General features: G+C 67.6%; 22 protein-coding genes. 12 read left to right on the forward strand and 10 right to left on the reverse strand.

From position 1 onward, the window contains the following. Nucleotides 1-52: 52 nt before the first annotated feature. Genes ACIA75_RS20160 through ACIA75_RS20170 form a run of 3 tightly spaced genes read right to left on the reverse strand, consistent with a single transcriptional unit; the run spans nucleotide 53 to nucleotide 3,563 of the window. Nucleotides 53-961, reverse strand: a complete 909-nt coding sequence (locus tag ACIA75_RS20160) for an alpha/beta hydrolase fold domain-containing protein (RefSeq protein WP_397106078.1) — start codon at nucleotides 959-961, stop codon at nucleotides 53-55. Nucleotides 962-1,006: 45 nt separating this feature from the next. Beyond that, nucleotides 1,007-2,233: a M20 family metallopeptidase gene (locus ACIA75_RS20165; protein WP_397106080.1), complete on the reverse strand. Its 1,227-nt coding sequence runs from the start codon at nucleotides 2,231-2,233 to the stop codon at nucleotides 1,007-1,009. A gap of 13 nt (nucleotides 2,234-2,246) precedes the next feature. Continuing rightward, on the reverse strand, nucleotides 2,247-3,563 hold the full coding sequence (locus ACIA75_RS20170; protein WP_397106082.1) for an MFS transporter: 1,317 nt from the start codon (nucleotides 3,561-3,563) through the stop codon (nucleotides 2,247-2,249). Between the two features lie 126 nt (nucleotides 3,564-3,689). Between ACIA75_RS20170 and ACIA75_RS20175 the strand changes: the two genes are divergently transcribed. From ACIA75_RS20175 to ACIA75_RS20185, 3 genes are all read left to right on the forward strand, one after another. Beyond that, nucleotides 3,690-4,724 (forward strand): Lrp/AsnC family transcriptional regulator, encoded by a 1,035-nt coding sequence (locus ACIA75_RS20175; RefSeq protein ID WP_397106084.1) that lies wholly within the window; start codon nucleotides 3,690-3,692, stop codon nucleotides 4,722-4,724. Nucleotides 4,725-4,897: 173 nt separating this feature from the next. Continuing rightward, nucleotides 4,898-6,106: a glycoside hydrolase family 1 protein gene (locus ACIA75_RS20180; protein ID WP_397106087.1), complete on the forward strand. Its 1,209-nt coding sequence runs from the start codon at nucleotides 4,898-4,900 to the stop codon at nucleotides 6,104-6,106. A 149-nt stretch (nucleotides 6,107-6,255) separates the two neighbouring features. Then, entirely contained in the window at nucleotides 6,256-6,525 is a 270-nt protein-coding gene (locus ACIA75_RS20185; RefSeq protein WP_397106710.1) for a GDSL-type esterase/lipase family protein, read from the forward strand. Nucleotides 6,526-6,595: 70 nt separating this feature from the next. On the opposite strand, the gene ACIA75_RS20190 is transcribed toward ACIA75_RS20185, so the two are convergent. The 3 genes from ACIA75_RS20190 to ACIA75_RS20200 all read right to left on the reverse strand — a co-directional run bounded on the left by ACIA75_RS20190 (nucleotide 6,596) and on the right by ACIA75_RS20200 (nucleotide 9,316). After that, nucleotides 6,596-6,853 carry a hypothetical protein gene (locus ACIA75_RS20190; protein WP_397106089.1) on the reverse strand — a complete coding sequence of 86 codons (258 nt, stop codon included), beginning with the start codon at nucleotides 6,851-6,853 and terminating at the stop codon, nucleotides 6,596-6,598. A 304-nt stretch (nucleotides 6,854-7,157) separates the two neighbouring features. Further along, nucleotides 7,158-8,456, reverse strand: coding sequence for an MFS transporter (locus ACIA75_RS20195; protein WP_397106091.1), 1,299 nt, complete (start codon nucleotides 8,454-8,456; stop codon nucleotides 7,158-7,160). Between the two features lie 11 nt (nucleotides 8,457-8,467). Then, the gene (locus ACIA75_RS20200; RefSeq protein WP_397106094.1) at nucleotides 8,468-9,316 is read right to left on the reverse strand and encodes an SDR family NAD(P)-dependent oxidoreductase; all 849 of its coding nucleotides are present in this window, start codon (nucleotides 9,314-9,316) and stop codon (nucleotides 8,468-8,470) included. A 629-nt stretch (nucleotides 9,317-9,945) separates the two neighbouring features. Between ACIA75_RS20200 and ACIA75_RS20205 the strand changes: the two genes are divergently transcribed. From ACIA75_RS20205 to ACIA75_RS20215, 3 genes are all read left to right on the forward strand, one after another. Continuing rightward, the gene (locus tag ACIA75_RS20205; protein WP_397106712.1) at nucleotides 9,946-10,299 is read left to right on the forward strand and encodes a YidH family protein; all 354 of its coding nucleotides are present in this window, start codon (nucleotides 9,946-9,948) and stop codon (nucleotides 10,297-10,299) included. Next, nucleotides 10,293-10,646 (forward strand): DUF202 domain-containing protein, encoded by a 354-nt coding sequence (locus ACIA75_RS20210; protein WP_397106096.1) that lies wholly within the window; start codon nucleotides 10,293-10,295, stop codon nucleotides 10,644-10,646. The genes ACIA75_RS20205 and ACIA75_RS20210 overlap by 7 nt, the downstream gene beginning before the upstream one ends. Nucleotides 10,647-10,731: 85 nt before the next feature. Beyond that, complete coding sequence (locus ACIA75_RS20215; protein WP_397106098.1) at nucleotides 10,732-11,349, forward strand: TetR family transcriptional regulator; 618 nt, start codon at nucleotides 10,732-10,734, stop codon at nucleotides 11,347-11,349. 5 nt (nucleotides 11,350-11,354) lie between these two features. Here ACIA75_RS20215 and ACIA75_RS20220 read toward each other — a convergent pair whose 3' ends face one another. The 4 genes from ACIA75_RS20220 to ACIA75_RS20235 form a co-directional block, all read right to left on the reverse strand. Next, nucleotides 11,355-12,695 carry a lipase family protein gene (locus ACIA75_RS20220; protein ID WP_397106100.1) on the reverse strand — a complete coding sequence of 447 codons (1,341 nt, stop codon included), beginning with the start codon at nucleotides 12,693-12,695 and terminating at the stop codon, nucleotides 11,355-11,357. Between the two features lie 33 nt (nucleotides 12,696-12,728). Beyond that, nucleotides 12,729-13,496: a hypothetical protein gene (locus tag ACIA75_RS20225; RefSeq protein ID WP_397106102.1), complete on the reverse strand. Its 768-nt coding sequence runs from the start codon at nucleotides 13,494-13,496 to the stop codon at nucleotides 12,729-12,731. A gap of 23 nt (nucleotides 13,497-13,519) precedes the next feature. Then, nucleotides 13,520-14,245 (reverse strand): hypothetical protein, encoded by a 726-nt coding sequence (locus ACIA75_RS20230; RefSeq protein ID WP_397106104.1) that lies wholly within the window; start codon nucleotides 14,243-14,245, stop codon nucleotides 13,520-13,522. A 234-nt stretch (nucleotides 14,246-14,479) separates the two neighbouring features. Next, nucleotides 14,480-15,310: an esterase/lipase family protein gene (locus ACIA75_RS20235; RefSeq protein ID WP_397106106.1), complete on the reverse strand. Its 831-nt coding sequence runs from the start codon at nucleotides 15,308-15,310 to the stop codon at nucleotides 14,480-14,482. A 386-nt stretch (nucleotides 15,311-15,696) separates the two neighbouring features. Between ACIA75_RS20235 and ACIA75_RS20240 the strand changes: the two genes are divergently transcribed. The 6 genes from ACIA75_RS20240 (at nucleotide 15,697) to ACIA75_RS20265 (ending at nucleotide 22,962) form a co-directional block, all read left to right on the forward strand. Further along, nucleotides 15,697-17,499, forward strand: coding sequence for a sulfatase (locus ACIA75_RS20240; RefSeq protein ID WP_397106108.1), 1,803 nt, complete (start codon nucleotides 15,697-15,699; stop codon nucleotides 17,497-17,499). A 215-nt stretch (nucleotides 17,500-17,714) separates the two neighbouring features. Then, nucleotides 17,715-18,566, forward strand: a complete 852-nt coding sequence (locus tag ACIA75_RS20245; RefSeq protein ID WP_397106110.1) for a formylglycine-generating enzyme family protein — start codon at nucleotides 17,715-17,717, stop codon at nucleotides 18,564-18,566. 69 nt (nucleotides 18,567-18,635) lie between these two features. Further along, a complete protein-coding gene (locus ACIA75_RS20250) occupies nucleotides 18,636-19,202 on the forward strand; it encodes a PadR family transcriptional regulator (protein WP_397106113.1) in 567 nt (188 codons plus the stop codon). Nucleotides 19,203-19,304: 102 nt separating this feature from the next. Continuing rightward, the gene (locus ACIA75_RS20255) at nucleotides 19,305-20,867 is read left to right on the forward strand and encodes a sulfatase (RefSeq protein ID WP_397106115.1); all 1,563 of its coding nucleotides are present in this window, start codon (nucleotides 19,305-19,307) and stop codon (nucleotides 20,865-20,867) included. A gap of 104 nt (nucleotides 20,868-20,971) precedes the next feature. Beyond that, complete coding sequence (locus ACIA75_RS20260; protein WP_397106117.1) at nucleotides 20,972-21,529, forward strand: MFS transporter; 558 nt, start codon at nucleotides 20,972-20,974, stop codon at nucleotides 21,527-21,529. After that, nucleotides 21,526-22,962 carry a sulfatase-like hydrolase/transferase gene (locus ACIA75_RS20265; RefSeq protein ID WP_397106119.1) on the forward strand — a complete coding sequence of 479 codons (1,437 nt, stop codon included), beginning with the start codon at nucleotides 21,526-21,528 and terminating at the stop codon, nucleotides 22,960-22,962. The genes ACIA75_RS20260 and ACIA75_RS20265 overlap by 4 nt, the downstream gene beginning before the upstream one ends. The last annotated feature ends 3 nt before the right edge of the window (nucleotides 22,963-22,965 follow it).

The following is a 22,965-nucleotide window of genomic DNA, read 5'->3' on the forward strand; positions in this document are numbered from 1 at the left end:
ACGGCGGCGCCTCCCGACACCACGGTGTCGGGAGCCGCCGCGTGGGATGTGGTCATCCGGTGGCGGCCAGCGCGGTCCGTAGCCGGTCGACGAGGAGAGTGCGGGCGGCCTTGCCCTCGGGAGTCGGGGTCAGCGGGTATACGTGCACATGCCCGGGTGCCTCGTGGTATTCGACATCGACAGTGGCGGCTCGAGCCTTGTCGACGAGCAACCGGTTGTCCGGATTCAGAATGTCGTTGGTACCGCAGAAGACCGTCAACGGTCCGAGCCCGCGCAGATCGGCGGCCAGGGGACTCACCCGGGGGTCGACGAGCTCGAGCTCGCCACGCCAGTGCTCGATCAGCACCAGGGTTCCGTCCCGGCCGAGCCACGGATCGGCGGGCTGCACCAGGTCGATGTCGGGATTGGTGAGCGAGAGGTCGACGCAGGGCGAGATCAGCACCAGGGCAGGAAGCCGGACCCGGTATTCGTCGCGGAGCACGATCGCGGCCGACAGGGCGATCTGACCGCCGGCGGAGTCGCCGGCCAGGCACGTTTCGCCATATCGGGCACGGCAGTCCGCGACCAGTGCGGCGGTCGCCGCGACGACCTGCGCGGCGGTGCCGAACGGTATCAGCGGATAGATCGGGACGACGACGGTCGTTTCGGCGCTCGCCGCGATGTCGGCGGCGAGGTTCCAGTGCTGCGGTGCGATTTCGTGGATCCAACCGCCGCCGTGGACATAGACGACACTGCCGCGGGAGCGGCCCGTACGCGGAGCGAGGGTGTAGACCGGCCTGCCGTCTTGATGCTCGACCGACACCGAGACGTCCCTGCGCAGGCGCGCGGGCGGGCCATAGGGACGCGGGCGCAGGGTGCGTTCCCGAATCCGCTCCCGCGCATGAGCGGGGCTGACGAACGGGCGATTCGCCCGCTTCAGTCGCAAAAAGGCGGTGAGCGCGCCAACGGCGAGGCTCGGCACTGTTGTCTCCTTCGATAGTCGGGCCGGTGCGCGACAAGCCTTGCGCTACAAGGCACCGCGCTCTGTGTGCTCGCCCCGGTCGGCCGACTGGGCAAGGCGGCGGACCGCGAGTTCGGCATAGACCGCCGCGCCGTCCGCGAGTACCGATTCGTCGAATACGGCCAACGGCGAGTGGTTCATCGGCGCCTTGTCGACGTCGGTGCCGCTCGGAGTCGCCCCGAGGGCGATCATCGCACCGGGGACTTCGGCGATGACCCGGGAGAAGTCCTCCGAGCCCGCGCCTGGGCGGTCCTGCCAGGCCCACCGTTGCGGCCCGCAGACCTCGGCGACGGTAGCAGCGGCGAAGTCGGTTTCCTGATCGTCGTTGACTGTCACCGGGTACAACTGGGCGTAGTCGATCTCGACCGACAGTCCGTGCGCGGCGGCCACACCGCGCACCGTGCGGATGAAACCGTCCTTCACCCGGGCGTGCGACTCGGGTGAGTACGAGCGCACCGTGGCCTCGAAATGGGCCTCGTCCGGGATGACATTGTCCTGGGTACCCGCGTGCAGGGCGCCGACGGTGATCACCACCGGATCGTGGATATCGATGCGGCGACTGACCATGGTCTGGAGCGCGAGCACCATTTCGCAGGCCGCGGGGATGGGGTCGAGTGCCTGATGTGGCATCGAACCATGTCCGCCCGCTCCGCGCACGGTGACCCGGACCGTGTCGGCCGCGGACAGGAACGGCCCGCGTCGCGCGGCGAAGACTCCGGCGGGGATGTGCTGGCTGATCACGTGCAACGCGTAGGCGGCCACCGGCCTGCTGCCGGTGGCGTCCAGCACGCCTTCGCCGAGCATCTTCCCGGCCCCGTCGAAGCCCTCCTCGCCGGGCTGGAACATGAACACCACATCCCCGGCGAGCCGGTCGGCGCGGGCACTGAGCAGTTGCGCGGCACCCGCCAGCATGGCGGTGTGCAGGTCGTGTCCGCAGGCGTGCATGCGGTCGGCCTGCGCCGCGAAGTCCACGCCGGTCCGTTCGACGACCGGCAGCGCGTCCATATCCCCGCGCAACAGCACCGTCGGCCCGGAGTGCGCGCCACGCAGGACCGCGGTCACCGACGACAGCGACGTTCCGGTGCCGATCTCGAGACCCAGTCCGTCGAGCACCGTCAGTACCTTCTCCTGGGTGCGTGGCAGGTGCAGTCCGAGTTCCGGCTCCCGGTGCAGGGCACGTCGCAGCTGCACGAGATCGCCCTGTAGGGCTGCAGCATCCTCACGAATGGACATGTGTTGGGACTCCTTACTGAACGGTTTCGGTGAACAGGCGGACCTTGGTCACCGTGTGGGTTGCGGCCAGCAGCGCGACTGCCGCGACGAACACGTAGCCCGGGATCACCCAGCGCAGATCGAAGGCATGCAGAGCCTCGGCGACCATCGGGAAGGTGCCGCCGAACACCGCGACCGTCACCGTGGCCACCACGCCCGCGCCGACTGCCCGCACGGCGGTCGGCAGCAGCAACGCGCTCAGGACACTGCCGACCGCCGCGAAGCCGGCCGCGCCGAGCCCGAGCGTGAGCGCGACGACTTCGAAGGGAAGCGCGCCATGGATCAGCGCGAAGGTCATCGGCAGCACCCCGATGACGTTGAACGCGAAGGTGATTCGCATGAGCGGGAGTACGCCGAACCGGTCCGCGCACGCCCCGACGATCAGCATGGCGACCAGCACCACGATGAGCACGATGGTCATGAACGAGGTGGCCGACGCCGTGTCGGCCCGCCCCGCCGCTGCGGCGAACTTCGGCAGGTAGACGAGTGTGTAGTAGTAGGTCACCGTGCCGCCGAGGGTAAGCAGGAAGATCGTCAGCAGGGCGGTGCGGTGTTCGCGGAAGACCACGGTCAGGGCAGGGGGCCGCGCCGCGACGGCCGCCCGGCCGCCCTCGAACTCGCTGCTTTCCGGCGCGTAGGCCCGAATCCACAACGCCAGCAGGCCGAGCACACCGCCGACGACGAAGCCCCATCGCCAGCCCCCCGCGCGCAGTGCTTCCTCGCCTATCGTCGCGTTCAGCACGGCGACGGTGAGGAAGACCAGCATCGACCCGAACATGATCCCGCCATAGGAGATCGCGCTGAACAGGAACCGATGGCGCCGCGGTGCCGTCTCGGCGACGTAGGCCGCGATGGTCGGCCCCTCACCGCCGTAGGCGAGGCCCTGGACGATGCGCAGGGCGACCAGCAGCACCGCCGACCAGATACCGATTGCCGCCGCCGGGGGAACCAGGGCGATGCCGATACTCGCCACCGAGATGATCGACATGCACAACAGCAGATTGAAGCGCCTGCCACGGGAATCGCTGACCCGTCCGAAGAACAGGCTGCCGAGCGGACGGGCGACGAAGCCGACCGCGAAGCCGCCGTAGGCGACAATGGTGGCGCCGAGCGAATCGGAGCCGAACAGGTCAGCAGTGAAGAAGGCCGCGAAGATCACGTACACGGTCCAGTCGAACGATTCGACGATGCCGCCGACGGTGGCCGCGGCGAGTTCGCGGCGCGGCAAGCCGGGGCGCTGCCTGGCGGAATCGTCCGGCGTCGGCGATTCGGTGATGGTTCGTTCGGTCATATCCTCGGTTCCCTTCCAGACCACTGACGGCCCTGGCACTGGTCGTCTCAGCGGTGGGGGGAGGCTAGCGTGTAGTCTCGAACTGACCTCGGATTTCGCATGAAGTTGCTATCTGCTGGACGGTAAATGCAGGAATCATTCAATCTTGACGAGCTGGAGCTGCAGTTGGTCAACGCGCTCCAGCTCAATCCGCGCGTTCCGTGGAAGCTGGTCGGCGGTGTGCTCGGCGTGGATCCGGTCACGGCGGCGCGCCGGTGGGAGCGGCTCGCCGCCGCCGGCCTGGTCTGGATATCGGTGTATCCCGGCACTCCGTGGGATTGGGATGTCGTCGGCGCGAACATCTATGTCCGGTGCGCGGCGGGTCAAGCGGGTGCCGTGGCCGACACCCTGCGCGGCGACTACCGGGTCGCGACCATCGAACACATCACCGGTGACGGCGATCTCTCGCTCACCGTATTCACGCCGAATCTGGCGGATCTGTCGTCGTATGTCCTCACCTCGCTGGGCGCAATCCCCGGTGTTCGTGATTGCCGGACCCATGTGATGACCGCGGTCTATACCGAAGGCAGCAGGTGGCGGTTGCGCGCGTTGACCGCCGCGCAGCGCGCCCGCATTTCGGCCTCGCGACCGGAATCGCTGCCGAAAGCGGGGGTCACGCTCGACGCGGTCGATCAAAAGCTCTACGCGGCACTGGAATTGGATGGCCGCGCCAGCTTCTCTGAGCTGGGCGAGCGCGTCGGCATCAGTGTCTCGACCGCACGCCGTCGCGTCAACGCCCTGCTCGGCGCCGGCCGCATCGTCATGCGTTGCGAGGTGGCACAGCCGGTATCGGGATGGCCGATCAGTGCGTCGCTGTGGTGCCGGGTGCGGCCGGCCGACCTGGACAATGTCGCAACCCAGCTGGCCCGACTGCCCGAAACCCGCTCGTGCTCCTCGGTGACCGGCGGCCGTGCGAATCTCCTGCTGTCGGTCTGGCTGCGGTCGGCCGCCGATATCCACCGGCTGGAGGCGGCGCTCGCCGAGCAGGTCGACGATCTGCAGATCATCGACATCGCGCTGTCCTTGCGGCACGTCAAGCGGATGGGCAGGCTCCTCGACGACCATGGCCGTGCTGGCGGCGTCGTTCCGCTCACCACGCCCGAGGGGAGCGATCGCGCGTAGCCGGTCGTCGCTACCGGTGAATGTCCCTGTGTGGGGGTGGGCACCGGGATAGCGTCTACCCGACTGAACAGTCAGTCGGATTGCTACACTGCGTTAGACGCGAGGTTCGGTGTGGTCATGCGCTCTCCGGGCGGGGCCGTCAGCAGCCGCCGACAGTACGGAGTGATCACTAGATGAAGCTGCCCGATACCTTTCTGTGGGGAGCGGCGACCTCGCCGCACCAGACCGAGGGCAACAACCTCAACAGCGACTGGTGGGCGCTGGAAACCGGTGCGCCACAGATACTTCCCGAACGCAGTGGCGACGCCGTCGACAGCTACCACCGGTATCACGAGGACATGACGCTGCTGGGGCAGGCCGGCCTGAACGCGTACCGGTTCGGCGTGGAATGGGCGCGGATCGAGCCCACGCGTGGACAGGTTTCGCGGGCGATGCTCGACCACTACCGGCGGATGATCGACACCGCGCTCGACCGCGGTCTCACCCCGGTGGTGACGCTGCACCACTTCACCGGCCCGGCGTGGTTCGCCGATTCTGGTGGATGGGCCAGTTCCGATGCCGTGGGGCGCTTTTCCGATTTCGTGACCGCGGTCGCGCCGATTCTGGTGGATGTGCCGTGGGTGTGCACCATCAACGAACCGAACATGGTTGCGATCATGGCGTCCGTGCAGCAGATGGTGGCAGACCCGCAGGCGGTACGCGTCATCGCGGCCGGCGCGTTGCCCGAGCCCGACCCGGACATCGGCCGGATTCTGATCGATTCCCATCACGCCGCGACGGCGATCCTGCGATCGGAGACCAGCGCAGCTGTCGGATGGAGCATCGCGCAGCAAGCGTTTGTCGCCGCGCCCGGCTGCGAGCGGCAACTGGCGGAGGCCAACCGCGTGTGGGAAGACCCCTATCTGGAAGCGGCCGCGGGCGATGACTTCGTGGGCAGCCAGGCCTACACCAGCCGGACGGTGGGGGAGGACGGCATCGTCGCGCACCCCGATCATCCCGACAACACCCTGACCGGCTGGGCCTACCGCCCCGACGCGCTCGGCATCGCCGTGCGCCACGCCTGGGAGGTGACCGGTGGAACCCCCGTGCTGGTCACCGAGAACGGCATAGCCACCGACGACGACACTCGCCGCATCGCCTATACCGGAGAAGCTCTCGCGCACCTTCGCGCGGCGATGGCCGACGGTGTCGACGTGCGCGGCTACCTGCACTGGTCGGCCTTGGACAACTACGAATGGGGCCACTGGCGACCGACCTTCGGGCTGATCGCCGTCGACCGCCGGACCTTCGCCCGCACCCCGAAGCCGAGTCTGGCCTGGCTGGGCGACCTCGCTCGGGCGAACACATTGCCCACACCGGAGCACCTGAACCTGTCGAACTGACCGACCCGCGCTGTCGACTTCGCGTGGAGAAGGACACATGTTGGTGTACAGACTGGGTCGCTGGTATCTGCTCGAGACATCCATGGCGATGCGAGCCTCGCAATTCGCGCGACTACCCCCGCCGACAGACCGCCTGATCTTTCTCGGCGATCCGTCACCGCGCGCCCTCCGCGCCGCTGTTCGTCCAGAGCGTCATGCCGAGGCGCGCCCGGTTCGGCGACCGGATACGCGAGCTCAATGACGCGTACCGGGGGATCGCCGCCGACTCGGACGCGGTCTACATCGATCTGTGGCCCGCACTCGCTGATTCCGGCGGTGTGCTGCGATCCGCGTTCACCCGTGATGGTCTGCATCTGTCCGGTGCCGGGTACGCGGTCTGGGTCGATGCTATGCGGCCGTACGTCTCCCGGCTCGCGTGAGGCAGACCACGTCCGAACGCTGCTGCCCGGAACGCCGGACCGTTCCGGGCAGCAGCAGTGGAAGCGGGTGTCAGGTCAGCTCAGCGGGCTGCCTCCCGTCAGCGAGGATCGCATCGATCTCGATCTGCTCACCGGTGCACGGCAAGAACAGCACGGCGAGCACACCGAGGAACGCGACGGCGGCCGCGATCAGGAATCCGACGGTGATGCCGGTATCGGTGTAGAGCACCTGGCCGTTGAGCATGGCGGCGATCGCCGGCGGAAACTCGGCAGCGTACGAGCCGTTCAGTACCGCGAAGACGATGATCGGCCCGATCGCCGGGATCACGGACTGGAAGACGCCGGTGAGTACCGCACCGCTCGCCTGAAGTTGCGGCGGCCGGGTGACCCAGCCGCCCCGTCGGTGCCGAATTCATTCCTGATGCCGTCCATCGCGTTCGACACCAGCATCGGGATGAGCGCCGGCATCTCGAGCACCAGCACGATCGCCAGGAGGGAGGCTGCCCGGCCCCACACACGTTCCAGCCTCGGCTGGGTGTCGGCGCCGGACTGTGGTTCCGAATTGTCGGGCCTCTGTCGCCGGGGACCGTGGTGTCGGACGGGCTGGCACCCGATGTCCACGTGACGAAGTGTCAGCGCGCACCCTTGATGGGCAGGACAGCGAGCGCGCCGACGACGGTGATGACCGCCGCCGTCGCGAAGACCGCGCCGTAGCTGCCGGAGACAGTGACCACCGCCGCGGCCAGCGCAGGGGCGAGCACGCTAGGCAAGGAGACCGCGATATTGAGAATTCCGAGATCTTTGGCGAAATCGTCCTTGGCGGGCAGGACCTCCGAGATCAGCGCGACGTCGACCGCGGTGAATATGCCGAAGCCGATGGTCGCTACCATGCCGAAGGCGAACATTCCCGCCACCGTCGGCGCGGCCAGCGGAATCAGCAGCGCCGCGGCCACGATCAGGCCGCCGACCAGAACGAGTGGCTTGCGGCGGCCGATGCGGTCCGAGAGCGGTCCGGATACGACGATGGCCAGGACGAAACCGGGCATTCCGGCCGCCCCGATCAGCGGAACCAGCTGTGCGGCCTCGGTGACGTCGAGGCCCACATAGCCCTGCATCAGATAGAGCAGATAGGTCAGCACCATGAAGTAACCGCCGAATATGAGTAGACGGCCCAGAAATGCCCAGCCGAAGTCGGGATAGCGGCGGGGGTCGACCCAGAGGTCGGCCAGGAATGCGCGGGTGGAGAAGTGCGGCCGGGGGAGCGCACGGTTGTCGACGTCAGGATTCACCAGGACGAACAGCACCGCGACGAGGACGATCATGCCGGCGGCAGTGCTGTACCCCAGGGGAATCCGGTCGACGAACAACGATGCCAGGATCGGTCCGAGAATGGCGGCGCTGATCGAGCCGAGTCCCGCCAGCGTCGAGTACCTGCCGCGGAGCTGGGTGGGTACCCGATCGGGCAGGATCGCCGACAACGGACCACCCAGGGTGTTGATTCCGAATTGGATGATCATGGCGGCCACGACGAGCATGGCGATGGTGGTCGAAAGTCCCGCGGTGATCAGGCCGGCCGACCCGATCACCGCGCCGGTGAGGATCCAGGGCGTACGTGCTCCCGCGCGGGTGCGGGTGCGGTCGGACAGCAGGCCGATCAGGGGTTGGGCGATCATGGCGGCGACCGCGCCGACCGCGTGTACGAGGGCCAGATTGCCGACCTTGGCGTCGGCGTCGATGGCCTGGATCTGCAGGGCCAGGAAGTACCCCGAGACGGAGACGCCGAGGTGGACGGTGGCGGTGGCGAACGGCACCGTGGACAGCAGGCGCCGCATCGGCCGGTCGACCACGGCGGGTCCGGAGGGTGAGGGCAAGTCGGTGGGTTCGGTCACCCGCGCCGCCGAGCTGTGGCCGGGTACGGATTGTTCATCCATCTCGCGGTGTCCTAGCCGGCGTTGGTGATCCAGGTTTGGGCGAGGTCGCCGAGCGCATCGTCGGTGAGGCGCCACATCTGCTCGACTTGTCCGCGGAAGTTCTCGCTCGTCTCCTCGGGAAGCGCGAAGACCAGCGGCGAATCCCGCAGGATGCCTTCCGCGGCGGCACGCGCGACGGCCCGCGGTTCGATCGCCATCGGGATCGGCCCGGTGCCGAACGGTTCACTGGCGCGGCGGCCGAATGTCTTCGGGCGGTTACGCTGGGAATCGAGAATGCGGGTAGCGGCCTGGCCCGGGCACAGCAGCGTGACCCCGACACCGTCGGCGGCCAGTTCACTGCGGAGTCCGAGCGTGAGCGCGAGGACGGCGTGTTTGGTAGCGCTGTAGAGCGCACTGTTGGCGGTGTCCGGGAGAAAAGCGTGCGTGGACGAGGTATTCATGACGTGGCGCCATCCGGTGGCGCGCCGCATGCGGGGGAGAAAGGCGTGTAGGCAGTTGAGCGTGCCTTCGATGTTCACCGACGACAGCCACTTCCAGTCGCCGAGCGAGGATTCGGAAATACCGCCGAACAGCAGTACCCCCGCGTTGTTGCACAACAGCTCGACGGACCCGAATTCGGTGTAGGCGATGTCCGCGAGCGCGGCAACCGAGTCCGGATCGCTCACATCGACACCGACGCCGAGCGTCCGAACCTGCTCGGTTCCCAGCTCCGCCGCCATCCGGCGGACCCCGACCTGATCGATGTCGGCCAGCACCAGCGACATTCCCCTGGCGGCGAGCTCGGTCGCGAGAGCCGCACCGATACCGGAGGCCGCGCCGGTGATCACCGCGGTGTGGCCGGTGAAGGGATTGCCGGTCATGCGTGTCTCTTTCGTCGGGTCGGTCTCGCTGGGAGAACGGGCATACTGACTCGTTAGTCGGTAAGCTTAGCGGGTAACCCCCGTCACGTCGAGCGAATCGCATGACCCTGTCCGCTGATTCAGCGGCAGGCGTAGCCGCTGTCGGTCCCTTCGCTGCGGGAGAAGAAGTCCCAGGCCGGCCCGCGTGGATCCGAGGATCGCCCGGGGGGCCTGTGAGCCGCTGGGCCAGGGGTGGCCCCGCCGTGGATGGTCACCGCGGTCGCGGCCCTGCGGCCGTGCACCATGGTCAGCGGGCGCCTGCTGTTCTCGGGCGCTGGGCCGCGACCGCGCCTGATGGGTGTAGGTCGGACCCCGTCCCTGGTGACTCCCGGTGTCGGTGCCGCGAAACCCGGCAACCGTGAACGCTTCTTCTTTCCCGCCGCGGCGGGCCGTGCGGTGTACATAGCTGCACGCGCCACATGGACGAGAACGCGTGGGTCGAGATGGTTACCTGGCCGGTTCGGAATGGCGCCCGGCCAGTGACTCGGTACTGCGGCCGATGCTGCGATGGAATCCGCGATCCGCCGCTCTACTATATTCCTGAGAATATAGTAGACCCTCTGTCGATTAGAGCGCTCGTGAGTTCAGAGATCCCTGCCCCGCCGCCTGCCGAGCCCGCCGCTCCCGTGGACTACCGATTCACGCTGGCCAACGAGCGGACCTTCCTGGCCTGGATACGCACCGCCCTCGGGTTGCTGGCCGGGGCGGTCGCGGTACACGCCCTGGTCGTGCCGATCGACACCGGTGGAGTGCTGCGCGCCGCTGTTTTCGGGTGCCTGGTCCTCGCCGTGGTGCTCGCGCTCGGGGCCTACCGGCGCTGGCGGATCGTCGAGCGGGCCATGCGCGGCGGTGGCCCGCTTCCCACCTCCGGGTCGGTGCCCATCCTCGCGGTCGGTGTCGGGGCGGTCTCGCTGCTGGCCGCGGCGTCGGTCGTGCTGTGGTGACCGCTTTCGGCGGCGCCGACACCGGGTTGGCCGCCGAGCGCACGGCACTCGCCTGGCGGCGGACCGCCGCCAGCGCCTGCGTGGTCTCGGCGCTACTCGGCCATCACGTTCTGGTGTCCGGACGCGCAGCTTTCGGCGACGACGGATCGACGTGGTACCGAGTGACTTCCGCGCTTGTGCTGCTGGCGGCGGCCGTCATGCTGCTGGGAGTCTCGATTCTCGGCTGGCTGCGCAACCGTGCGCTACGCCGTGGTGACCGCCGAGCCGCCGAGGTGCCAGTGGCCTGCGTCGCCTGCGCGGTCGCCGCGGTCGCGACGATCGCGCTGCTGTCGGTGCCGCTCGGCTGACGACGCCGAGGCTGGATGACCGGACAGTAGGCTTGCCGGGACATTCAGCGCGGGAGAACCCGCTAGGCAGCTGGGAGGCCCGGATATGGCGAGAACACGTGACGCCGAACAAGCAGGGGAGGCCCGGCGGGCCAGAATCCTCTCGGCGGCCATGAAGCTGTTTGCGGAGAACGGATACCGCGGTACCTCGTTGGCGGCTGTCGCCGCGGCGGCCGGAATCACCAGATCCGGAGTGCTGCACCATTTCTCCAGCAAGGAGGCGCTGCTGGCCGCGGTTCTCGCCGAACGTGACGAGCAGGCGTTCGACGCGGTCGAGGTCGACCGGGAGTACGAGGGTCCCGCCGCGCTTCGCGCCTTCGAGATCATCGACCGGCTGGCGGCTCGCAATGAGACCGACCGGGACTTCACCCGCCTCAGCCACCTCGCGCTGTTCGGGTCCGTCGATGCCCCTGAGCTGGCGCAGGACTGGTCGAACGAGCGGCTCCGCACCTATCGCGACAACCTCGCGCGGGTGCTGGAGGACAGTGTCGAGGCCGGCGATATCCGCTCCGGCATCGACGCCGAGGCGATCGCCTTGCTACTCGTCGGCGCGCTGACCGGTTTGACCGAATTGTGGTTGCGTGACGAATCGCTCGACATGGTGACCGCGGTCCGGACCCTGACCGGCATGTTGCGCCGGGATCTGGTGCCGGACCGTGGCTGAATTCCTCACCGTGGCAGGGGAACCGGACGATTCAGGTCGACATCGACGACCGATCCGCCCGCCGTGAAGCGCTCGCGCAGGAATTGATGTGCCGCGGCCTCGTGCCCGCCCGCCAGGAGATGGCTGCCGGAGGGGTTGCGGGCGGTGATGATCGACGTACCGCCCTTTCGCCACGCCGCGACCAGATCGTCGGCCTGGGCGACCGGCACGACCTCGTCGGTGTCGACGTGGTAGTTGTAGATCGGCATCGTCGGCGCGATGGTGCCGAGCGCGTTGCGGCGCAGCACCTTGCTCAGCGTCGAGTCCTCGCGGAACTGGTCCTCGACGGTGGCGTCGGCCAATCGCCAGAACGGGAATCGGAACAGCAGTTCGAGCACGCACAGATCCGCGGCAGCCGCGGCATCGGCGCGACCGCGGTCGTTGAGCATGCTGTCGAGACGGAGTTCGGGGAATTCGCGCGGACCGGCGACCAATGCCCCGACGAGGAAACCGGAGAAGGGCCCACCGTCGACGTTCTGCACGACCGCGGACAGGTTTGCGGGAACGCCGCCGAGCACGGCGCCGACAAATCGCAGTTCGGGTGCGTAGGTCGGCTGTAGCTGCGCCGCCCAGCCGGTGGCCGCTGCGCCGCCGGAGTATCCGTCCATAGCCCATGGGGTGTCCGCGCCGAGCCCGGCCGGCGCGAACTGCCCAACCGCTCGAACGCCGTCCAGTACCGCATGACCCGAGAGTGCCCCGGCGAGGAACGCCGATTCGGGCCCCTCGAAGTCGGGAACCGCTACCGCCCAGCCGTAGCCGAGCATCTTCGCGATCTGGTTGCCTGCCTGCGAGGTGCCGGTGGCGAACCCGTAGGACGGCGCGCACCTGCTCCCGGTGGCGTCTTCGGGAATCTGCTCGGACACGGCCGGCCGTGGACCGGGGCCGGTCCACGGCGCCGTCGGCACCATGACGGTGGTGACGGCGAGTAGCGGACTACCGTGTGAGTCGTTGGTGCGGTACGACAATTGCCAGGCGCGCACCTCGACCGGCATCCGGGGAGAGAATTCCCTGGCGGCCACCAATTGGCCGTCCCGGTAGGAGCCGATGTCGGCAGGTGCGGCGTAGAACGGATCGAGTTCCGGCACAACGGAACCGGCGGGCAGGGCCGGTTCCTCGGCGCGTACGGCGGGCGCGACAAGGGCGGATGCCAGGATGACCAGCGCTGCCATGCCCGCGAGCCGTGCGATCGACGACCGCACGGTCACGCGGACACGGCCCTGACCCCATCGCGGAGATCGGATTCGGCGGTCGGCACCGGACCCGGCGCTGGTGGCGGCCGTAGCGGATCGGGGTTCGGTGGAGAGCATGATCGTCCTTCCGGGATGGGTCGTCAGGGTTTACTACTGATCGCTGGAGCCGCTGGAGCCGCTGGCGCCGCCCCCGCTGCTGCCGGAGCTGCTTCCGGCGCCGAGGCCTTTGGGCAACCGCAGGGTCGCGTCCGGAACGCCGGTACCGTTCGGATCGAGCATGCCGCCCTGCCCGGCGTAGGCACTCTCGCCGGGTTCGGCCTGCACGGTCGTGATGTATTTCCACAATCCGTCGGCGAGGGCCGCACCGCCGGCGATCAACGTGCCGAGCACGCCACCGGCCCCCGCGAAGGCACCGATGGCGGCCGGTGCGGTAGCCAGACACACGGGCCCAACCACCAGGCACGAACCAAGACCGATCACCGCGCCGACGAGCGCGCCGATCACCGCACCGGCGATGGTGCCCAGCGGGACTTTGGCCATGCCGGAGGCGAAGTCGTTGAGCGCCAGCTGGTTTTCCATGGCGGAAGCGACCGGCCGCACCACCGTGGCGGGGGTGAGGACCAGCGCTCGTCCGGCGTCGAGCACCTGATACCGGATCGAGTGCTGCGTGCCGTCGAGCAGGAACTCCGTCGGCAGGCTCAGGACGGGATCTCCCGCGAGGGTGCGGATTTCCACCGCCCGCCCGTCCGCGGTGGTGCTGAACAGTGCCTGATCGAGGACGGTCACAACGAAGTCGCCGATGATAGCGGAGGCGTAAGCCGGTGCCGTGGGTGCGGGGTCGGCGTTGGCGGCGCCGGACGCCGTGGTGACCGCGCAGACGGACAGGGCGGCAACACACAGGGTGGATCGCAGTTTCATCTCGGTGGCCTCGAGTCTTTCCGCTAGTTTCCGGCCGCGGGCGCCCCGGCCGGAACGCCGGGCCTGCCCTGCAGATCCGGCGCGTAGACGCTCTCGCCCGGTGCGGCATTGAGGGTGGTGACGTACTGGTAGAGCGCGACCGCGACGCTCGGCGCGCCGGCGATGACCAATCCGGCGATCCCGCCGACGCCGGCCGCGAGGCTGACGATGGGCAACACGGCCACCACGCATCCCAGACTCAGCACCACGCAGGATGCGCCCGCCAGGGCGAACCCGATGCCGATGCCGAGCGTGGCGCCGATCGCCGTGCCGATCAGGCTGCCGATGGAGGTGGTGACGCTGACCGTATTGATCAGGTCGTTCATGGCCAGCTGATTCTCCAGCGGAGAGGCCACCGGGCGCAGGGCCGAGCGGTCCACCGCGCTGACATCGGGAGTGAGGCGCAGGGTGCGCCCGTCCGCGGAGATCTGCTCGCGGATCGGCAGCTGTTGCTCGTCGATCGTGTAGCTCAACGGCAGGGTGTCGAGGACAGTGCCTGCCGCGTCCTGGATTCCTACCGAGTTCTTCTCTTCGGCCCGGACGAACGTGCCGTGCTCGAGATCGACAACCACCGTATTCCCGGACAGGGTCGCCTGATAGCTCACCTGTGGGGGAGCAGGCGGTTCCGGGGTCGCGATCGCGGTGGCGGTAGCGACGGTGATCCCGGCTGCGGCGATGGCCGCGACCAGACCCGCATGACGGATTTTCATGAGGAACCTCATCATCTTTCGTTGTGCGCCACCGACGCATCCGGTGGCATGCCCTCGGTTCGGGCGAATCACGGCCGCTGTTCGGTCGGCGATGGGGAAGTTCCGAGGTCGGCGGTCGAGCGGGACGCGATGCCGGAGAGCGTACCGACTGAATAGTCGGTCTGCTTGAGATTGCGGAATTCCGGCAGGAAGCGGCTCATCCGTGCCTGCGGTGCGGCGCTCGCCGCCGGTCGGCTAGCGCTCGTCCGTGTTGGGGAGACAGCGGACGGCGGGGTGCCGCAGAGGGTCGAGAGCGTTCAGGACCAGATCGACGGTCCGGGGATCGGTCGATTCGGCCAGATGCCCCGCCCAATCCTCTGGACAACCGTCCTGGATCAGGATATTGGTGACGTTCGGTGCGTCGACGAAGGAAGCGGAAGGCGGCGACACGATCTGGTCGTAGGTCGAGGCGAGCATGGTGTAACGCACCGCGGGGGCGGTCATCGGGCCGCTGTTGAGTTCGGTGAGATAGGGGGAGCCGACCAGCATGTCGCGAACCGCGGCGCGGTCGAGCAGGTTCAGCGCGGGAGTTTGTGCGCCGAGTGGAGTGATATCCACTCCGCCAATGGATTTGGTGCCCCCACGCTGTGGTCCGCTGATGGCGACGACCTGTCGCAGCGGATGTGGATCGGTGAACTCCACACTCACCGCCCTTGCGATCAACGCTCCCTGCGACTTCCCGACCACATCGAGGGCGGTGGTGCCGTTGATCTCGCGGATTCGCTCGACGGCGGCCGTGAAGTAGTCCACGGACAGCGAGATCGGTTGCATGGAATCGTATTCGAGCCCGTACACGCAGCGTCCGTCGTCGAGCAGGGCCTGGCGAACCGGGCCGAGGCTCTTCTCTACCGTCGCATTCGTGCCGGGGATCAGGAGAACCGGTGCGTCCTCGAGAGTTCCGGCTGGGCACGGTTCGATCCCGGTGAGTGGTGTGATGCTCGGCGGGGCGGGTTCGGCGGCCGCCACGGCGGTGCAGGCGCCGCCCACGACGGCCAGGGCGACGGCCAAGCTGAAAAATGTGCGCAAGGACAACCTCCGTTAGGGGGAACTATCTTCCTGAGCATATAACACAGCCAGGTTCTACCTTGGGGGGAATATGTTGGTCCGACCCTAGGTGTTGAGGGGGTGCCGCAATCGCGGCAGGTGGGTACATCGCAGCCGATGTGCGCGGGTCGCCGCCGTGTGGGCAGCCGTTGCGTGGAAAAGCCGTGACTGTCGCGGGCCGTCCCCTCTAGATCCCCCATCGAGCTTAAATATGTGCGTAGGAATCTATAGGAAAGGGTTTCTACCTGGCAGTAGATCGTGTAAGAACAGTGTGTCCGCAGATTATCGAGGACGATGCGCGCTCGGTACGCGCCGGAAGCTCCGGCGACCGAGCAGCGCGTCGGCGAATCAATCAGAAGGAATGGTCCATGCGAGCGATCATGGTGATGTTCGACAGCCTGAACAGGCACCTGCTGCCGCCCTACGGTGGCGACTGGACGCATGCTCCCAACTTCGCGCGGCTCGCCGAGCGCACGACCACCTTCGACAACTGCTGGGCCGGGTCCATGCCCTGCATGCCCGCACGCCGCGAGATTCACACCGGCAGGCACAACTTCCTGCACCGCAGCTGGGGCCCGCTGGAGCCCTTCGACGACTCCATGCCGGAGATGCTGAAACAGGCCGGCGTCTACACCCATTTGGCCAGTGATCACCCGCACTACTGGGAGGACGGGGGCGCCACTTACCACGGCCGCTACAACAGCTGGGAGTTCTTTCGCGGCCAGGAAGGCGACCCGTGGAAGGGGCAGGTCGCCGATCCGGTCATTCCCGAGGATGTCAAGCGGATGCGCCGCGGGGCCTATCGCCAGGATTGGGTTAATCGCCAGCACCTGGACACCGAGAACAGGCATCCGCAGACGCTGACCTTCGACGCGGGAGTGGAGTTCCTGCACACGAACGCGAGGCAGGATCGCTGGTTCGTCCAGATCGAGACCTTCGATCCGCACGAGCCCTTCTTCAGTCACAAGAAATACAAGGACCTCTACCCGCACGACTACGACGGCCCGCATTTCGACTGGCCGGACTACAAGCAGGTCACCGAAACGCCGGATCGGGCGCAGCACGCACGTTTCGAGTACGCGGCGCTGCTATCGATGTGCGACTCCTCGCTCGGCCGGGTTCTCGACATCATGGACGAATACGACATGTGGCAGGACACGATGCTTATCGTGTGCACCGACCACGGGTTCCTGCTCGGTGAGAAGAGCTGGTGGGGCAAATCGGTGATGCCCTGGTACAACGAGCTGGTTCACCTGCCGCTGTTCGCGTGGGATCCGCGGGCCACCGAGGGGGCGGGCAGGCGCAGTGGATCCCTGGTGCAGACCATTGATCTCGCGCCGACACTGCTGGAGTTCTTCGGAGTCGACCGCACCGGCGATATGCGGGGCGCACCGTTGCCGATCGCCGCGGACACGCGGGTGCGGGAGGCCGGTCTGTTCGGGATTCACGGCGGGCACGTCAATGTCACGGATGGTCGCTATGTCTACATGCGCGCGCCGGTATCGCCGCAGAATCAGCCGCTCGAGGAATTCACCCTCATGCCGACCCATATGCGTGCCCGCTTCGGCACCGACGAACTCGCCGATCTCACCCTGGCGGATCCGTTCACCTTCACCAAAGGTGTCCGGACGCTGCGCATTCCCGGTCGTAGCCTGATGAGCGCCTATCAATTCGGCACCTTGCTGTTCGACCTGGACACCGACCCCGGGCAGCTCGATCCGATCCAGGACGACCATGTCGAACTGCGCATGGCGAGGCTGATGGTCGAGCTCATGCGCGACAACGACGCGCCTGCCAGTCAGTTCGAACGGCTGGGACTGCCGGTCACCGGCCCGGTCACCGAAGCGCACCTGCTGGTGGCCGCACAGCGCTCGCTGTCCCGCGAGAACCTCGCGCCGTTGCCGAAACCCCAAGAGTTCGCGGGTGGCGGGGCGGCATTGCTGGTTCCGGTGCGTGAGATGCTGGCAGATCCGGTCACCGGGCCGATACTGCGACGGCATCTGCCGATGCTCGGCGACACCGAGGTGCTGCAGTTGATCGGAGACGCCGGTCTGCTCGATATCGCCGCGGCCGTTCGGGGCGCGGTGCCGGTCGCCGAGCTCCATGCGATTGCGTCGGAGCTGGCCGCTCCGACGGCCGGGGTTCGGAACCCGGCATCGACCCGGCAATGACGAGTGGTGGCCGGAGTGGGCCCGCTACCGGGGAATCCTCCTCCGCTACGTACATTCGAATGCATCAGCCCGGATCGTGGCGAACGGAGGACTCAGTGGAGCAGGCCGAGCGGCCGAGCTGTTGCATGCCGGCTCGCGCGGGTGCCCATTCGCCCGGAACCGGTGCGAAGGCCCACCACGTGCCGGTCGCTGCCGGAGTCGCGGACACGGCGGGCATGGTTGCGCTGTCCGGCGGGGAGTTCCTGATGGGCAACGCGCACGGCGACGGCTATCGATCCGATGGCGAAGGGCCGGTGCGTCCAGTCCGGCTCGACCCGTTCCATCTCGACGCGAGGGCTGTCGATAACGCCCGGTTCGCCGCCTTCGTCGCGGCGACCGGCTACCGCACCGAGGCCGAGCGTCTCGGCTGGTCGTATGTCTTCGCCGGATTCCTCCCCGCCACGGTTCGCCGGCGATCACAACGACCCGACCGCACCCCATGGTGGTGTGCGGTCGAGGGCGCGGTGTGGGACCACCCGGAGGGGCCGGGCAGCGGCCTGGACGATCGCGGCGACCATCCGGTGGTCCACGTGTCCTGGAACGACGCGCAGGCCTACTGCGACTGGGCGGGCAAACGGCTGCCGACGGAGGCGGAGTGGGAATACGCCGCGCGAGGCGGCCTGGTCGGCGCGCGCTATCCGTGGGGCGATGAACTCGACGCCGGTGACGAATATCGGTGCAACATCTGGCGCGGCAGCTTCCCGGCCAGGAACACCGCGGCCGACGGCTACCGCGGCACCGCCCCGGTCGACGCGTTCGCGCCCAACGGATTCGGGCTCTACAACATGACCGGCAATGTCTGGGAGTGGTGTGCGGACTGGTGGACGACCGAACACGGTGCGGGATCGCTGGCGAATCCGGCCGGTCCGGCCGCCGGTGATGCCAAGGTGATCCGCGGCGGTTCGCATATGTGTCATGACTCGTACTGTTTCCGCTACCGGGTCGCTGCCCGTTCGGCGAATACCCCCGACAGCTCCAGCGCGCATACCGGATTCCGCTGTGCGCTGTCGACATTCGCCGCCGCGTGACCCCTTGACATGGCGAACTACCGATGCAATTCTCAATGCTAAGTTCCTAGGAACATAGGAGACCACACAATGCAGCTCGACTACGTGATCCTCGGCGCGCTCGCCCTCGGCCGGTACTCCGGCTACGACCTGCGCCGCTGGATGGACGGCGCGGGCCGCTATATCGGCTACGGCGTCCAGTTGCCGCAGATCTACCGGCGATTGGGCGTCCTCGTCGAGCGCGGGCTGGTCGAGTTCGAGGTCGACCAGCGTTCGGGTCGTCCGGACGCCAAGGTCTACTCACTGACCGATGCCGGGCGGACCACGCTGCTCGACTGGGCCAAGTCGCCATTCGAACCCTCCCCGCGACCGATGGATCCGGATTTCAAGCTGCGCTTCTTCTTCGCCGGGCAACTCGATCGCGAGATCGCGATCGACGTCGTCCGGACCGAGCTCCGATACCGGCTCGAGCACGACAACCTCTCGGCCGACGCCCCGCTTCCCGAGAGCTACCGGCCGCAGATTCCGGGTCTCGATCCGGAATGGGCGCGCGAGGTGCATACTCTGGCCCACGAGCACGGCTACGCCTCCACGGCGTCCTACATCGCGTGGCTACAGCTCACGCTGGCGCGACTGGAGTCCGGCCGCTCGCACTGAGCGCAGACGCTCCACCCGCGGTGACTTCCCACCGCGCACACCCTGAATCGCCCTGACCCGCGGGCGCTCACCCTACTCACACCGCACCCCGGGAGCTTTGCCATGCGCATTATCTATATCGATGTCGACACCCTACGTGCCGATCACACCACCCCGTACGGCTACCACCGGCCGACCACGCCCAATCTGCAACAGCTGGCAGACAAGTCGGTGGTCTTCGACCGCTACTACTGTTCGGATTCACCGTGCATGCCCTCGCGCACCGCGTTGACAAGCGGGCAGTTCGGCATCACCAACGGAGTCATCGGCCATTTCGGTCAAGCGGCCCAGTTCCGCTTGGACGCGGGGCATGCGCCCGAGCCTGATCGGCCGATGCTGGGGCAGGCATTGCAATTCGGTGGCTACTACACCGCCGCCGTCTCGGTCTTCGCCGAACGCCACCGGGCGTACTACTTCCACGCCAATTTCCGCGAAGCCATTCGCGCCACCGGCAATTGGGGCGACGAGGATGCCGCCGACGTCAATCGTGCCGCGATCGACTGGATCCGCCGCCACGCCGACGAGGACAACTGGTACCTGCATCTGACGTACTGGGAACCGCATACCGACTACACCCAGCCGGTGGAGTGGACAACGAAGATGGCCGAGTCCGGACCGGTGCAGGCCTGGCCCGACGCCGAAACCATCGCGGCGCACGCCGAGGTCTACGGACCGCGTAGCGCGCTGGATCTCAACTACTCCCTCGCCGGCACCGGAACCTCGCCGGTCCCGCACAATATGCCCGACGCGATCACCTCACGCGCGGATTTCGAGCATCTGATCAACGGGTTCGACGGTTCGATCGCATACTGGGACCACCATTTCGGGAAGCTCATGGCAGCCCTGGAAGAACTCGGGATCGCCGAGGACACCGCGGTGATCGTCAGTGCCGATCATGGCGAGTCCTTCGGCGAGAACGGTTCCTATGCCGAGCACGGTCTGGCCAACGAGCCGACCCATCGGTTGCCACTGGTCGTCTACTGGCCCGGTGTCACCGACGGCCTGAGCGCCGAACAGCGGCGCAACGACGCCCTGCTCTACAACATCGACCTCGCGCCCACGCTGTGTGATCTGCTCGGGCTCCGGATCCCGGCGGGATGGCAGGGCGAATCCTTCGCGGAAGCCTTGCGCGGCAACGCTATCGAATCCCGCGACTACCTCGTCTTCGGTCACGGCGCGCACACCTATCAGCGCGCGGTACGCACGCGCGACCACCTCTATATCCGTACCTATCACCCCGGCTGCTTCCGGGCCGAATGGGAACAGCTGTTCGATGTCACCGCCGATCCGTATCTGACGCGCGATATACTCGCCGACGAACCCGAACTCGCCGTCGCGATGCGGGCGCACCTGGCCGAATGGTGGAACACCTACGCCGGACATCCCGGCGCCCTGCCCGATCCGATGCAGACGACCCTGCAGACCGGGCCCACCTACTACAACGACCCGGTGTGCTACGCACAACACCTCCGCGATACCGGGCGCGCGCATCTGGCGGACGACCTCGAAGAACGATTGCGGAGCCTGACGATCCCGGTCTCCTGGCAGGCCCCCGATCGGCCGCGCGTCGAGGCGTTGCGCAATCGTTGGATGGAGGTGCTGTCCGAGGCGGCAGCAAGTTCCTGACTACCCAACCCCCAGCACCCGAACCGACATGTTCAGCCCGCGTCTGACGGTGCGCGGCGGTTCCCCGAACGCCCGTCACCGACCAGACAAGGAAGGCCGGACCGATGTCCCGCTCCCTGCCGCCGAAGCCGGCGCCCGGCTCCGCCGCTGTCGAGCCGGGCGCGGTCACCGTCCCCGGCGCCCTTGCGTCCGGCGCGCCGCCGGTCGCCGGCAGATGGCGCAGGGTGCTGGTGGCCGCGCGGGTCAGGCGCAAGAACGTGCTGGTGGTGTTCTGCGGACTCTGGGGCGTCTGGTCGGCCGCGGCCGGATTGTCCCAGAACTTCGCCCAGCTCCTGGTGCTCTACGGCATCGCCGCGATGGGCTTCGCCGCAGGTGGGCCGCTGATCAACGGCATTCTCGCGGATCTGTTCGACGACAACAGCCGCGGCCGGGCGTCCGGCCTCCTCTACGGCGGGTTCGCGTTGCTGTCGGCGATCAGCGGACCGCTGCTCGGTCAGCTGTCGCGGGTTCCCGACGGCTGGCGCTATGGCTTCTTCGTTTCGGGCGGGCTCACCGTCGTCAACGGCCTGTTCATGTCCGCGATGTACCGGCCGTACATCCGCGAATCCGCGAGCGTAGGAGCCATTGTGGTGGCCCGCAACAGAGAGAAGGGTTTCGCGTGACCACTCGCCCCAACTTCGTCGTCTTCATTCCTGATCAGCTGCGCGCGGACGCCCTCGGCGCGTTCGGCAACACCCATGTCCGTACGCCGAACATCGACGCGCTGGCCGCCCGTGGCACGACCTTCACCAACGCCTACGTGCAGCACCCGGTCTGTTCGCCGAGCCGTGCGTCATTCCTGACCGGCTGGTATCCCCACACGGCCGGGCATCGCACGCTCACCCATCTGCTCCAGCCGCACGAGCCGAATCTGCTCCGGACGCTGAAGGAGTCGGGATATCACGTGACCCTGGCCGGGATGCGCGGTGATGTGTTCGCCCCGGGAGCGACGGAACCGAGCTGTGATGAGTACGGATTCTCGGTGTCGCCGACGGTGTTCCACGGCGCAGGTGAAAGCTCCGACGGGCCACGACTGTTCTATGGCGGTCTGGTCCCCCATGACGCGGGCATCGACCCGGATGAGGCCGCGATCCGTACCGCCGAAGCGTGGTTGGCGGATCCGCCGGCCCAGCCATGGGTGCTTTTCGTGCCGATGATCGCGCCACACTGCCCGTTCCAGATCGAGGAGCCGTACTTCTCCCGGCTGAATCGCGATGACCTGCCGGATCCGGTCGCACCCGGCGATCCGGCGACCGAACCCCGATACATGGCGGCGATCCGCGAACGCTATCAGCTCGGCGAGGTGACCCCCGCACAGTGGCGGGAGGTCACGGCCACCTACTACGGGATGATCGAGCGGCTCGACGCGCAACTCGGCCGCGTGCTCGCCGGGGTCGAGCGCGCGGGCGTCGCGGAAGACACCGTCACGCTGTTCTTCGCCGACCACGGCGAATATCTGGGCGACTATGGGCTGATCGAGAAATGGCCGTCGGCGATGCACGAGTGCATCACTCGCGATCCGCTCATCATCAGCGGCGCGGGCATCCCCGCCGGCCGGCGGTGTGCCGCGATGGTGGAGCTGATAGACATCCTCCCCACCGTCCTCGAGCTGGCCGGAACGACCGCGCAGCATCGGCATTTCGGGCGAAGTCTGGTCCCGCTGCTGCACGACCCCGACCGCGAGCACCGCGAATTCGCCTTCACCGAGGGCGGATTCACTCGCGAGGAGGAACCGCAGCTGGAGAACGGTGGGTTCCCCTACGAGCTCAAAGCCGCCTTGCAGCACGAAGACCCGACGCTCGTCGGCAGGGCTGTGGCGGTCCGGGATCGGACTTGGACCTACGTGTGGCGGCTGTACGAGCAGCCGGAGCTGTACCGGCGCGGCGAAGATCCGCACGAGCAGAACAATGTGGCCGGGCATCCGGACTACACCGATGTTCAACAGCGCATGCACGAAGCGATGGTGCGCTGGCTGGTGGAAACCGGCGATGTCATACCGCTCGCGGCCGATCCGCGCTTTTCTCGAGTGGACCTGCCGGTGCCGGGGGCGCGTTGAGCG

The organism is Nocardia sp. NPDC051750, from assembly GCF_044453135.1.
GTDB lineage: Bacteria > Actinomycetota > Actinomycetes > Mycobacteriales > Mycobacteriaceae > Nocardia.

Excerpts from the sequence above, each read along its gene's own strand:
- ACIA75_RS20230 (WP_397106104.1), bottom strand. The coding sequence starts at position 14,245 with ATGAAAATCCGTCATGCGGGTCTGGTCGCGGCCATCGCCGCAGCCGGG.
- ACIA75_RS20260 (WP_397106117.1), top strand. The coding sequence starts at position 20,972 with ATGTCCCGCTCCCTGCCGCCGAAGCCGGCGCCCGGCTCCGCCGCTGTC.
- ACIA75_RS20165 (WP_397106080.1), bottom strand. The coding sequence starts at position 2,233 with ATGTCCATTCGTGAGGATGCTGCAGCCCTACAGGGCGATCTCGTGCAG.
- ACIA75_RS20170 (WP_397106082.1), bottom strand. The coding sequence starts at position 3,563 with ATGACCGAACGAACCATCACCGAATCGCCGACGCCGGACGATTCCGCC.
- ACIA75_RS20240 (WP_397106108.1), top strand. The coding sequence starts at position 15,697 with ATGCGAGCGATCATGGTGATGTTCGACAGCCTGAACAGGCACCTGCTG.
- ACIA75_RS20225 (WP_397106102.1), bottom strand. The coding sequence starts at position 13,496 with ATGAAACTGCGATCCACCCTGTGTGTTGCCGCCCTGTCCGTCTGCGCG.
- ACIA75_RS20245 (WP_397106110.1), top strand. The coding sequence starts at position 17,715 with ATGGTTGCGCTGTCCGGCGGGGAGTTCCTGATGGGCAACGCGCACGGC.
- ACIA75_RS20200 (WP_397106094.1), bottom strand. The coding sequence starts at position 9,316 with ATGACCGGCAATCCCTTCACCGGCCACACCGCGGTGATCACCGGCGCG.
- ACIA75_RS20220 (WP_397106100.1), bottom strand. The coding sequence starts at position 12,695 with ATGCTCTCCACCGAACCCCGATCCGCTACGGCCGCCACCAGCGCCGGG.
- ACIA75_RS20255 (WP_397106115.1), top strand. The coding sequence starts at position 19,305 with ATGCGCATTATCTATATCGATGTCGACACCCTACGTGCCGATCACACC.
- ACIA75_RS20250 (WP_397106113.1), top strand. The coding sequence starts at position 18,636 with ATGCAGCTCGACTACGTGATCCTCGGCGCGCTCGCCCTCGGCCGGTAC.
- ACIA75_RS20180 (WP_397106087.1), top strand. The coding sequence starts at position 4,898 with ATGAAGCTGCCCGATACCTTTCTGTGGGGAGCGGCGACCTCGCCGCAC.
- ACIA75_RS20175 (WP_397106084.1), top strand. The coding sequence starts at position 3,690 with ATGCAGGAATCATTCAATCTTGACGAGCTGGAGCTGCAGTTGGTCAAC.
- ACIA75_RS20215 (WP_397106098.1), top strand. The coding sequence starts at position 10,732 with ATGGCGAGAACACGTGACGCCGAACAAGCAGGGGAGGCCCGGCGGGCC.
- ACIA75_RS20195 (WP_397106091.1), bottom strand. The coding sequence starts at position 8,456 with ATGGATGAACAATCCGTACCCGGCCACAGCTCGGCGGCGCGGGTGACC.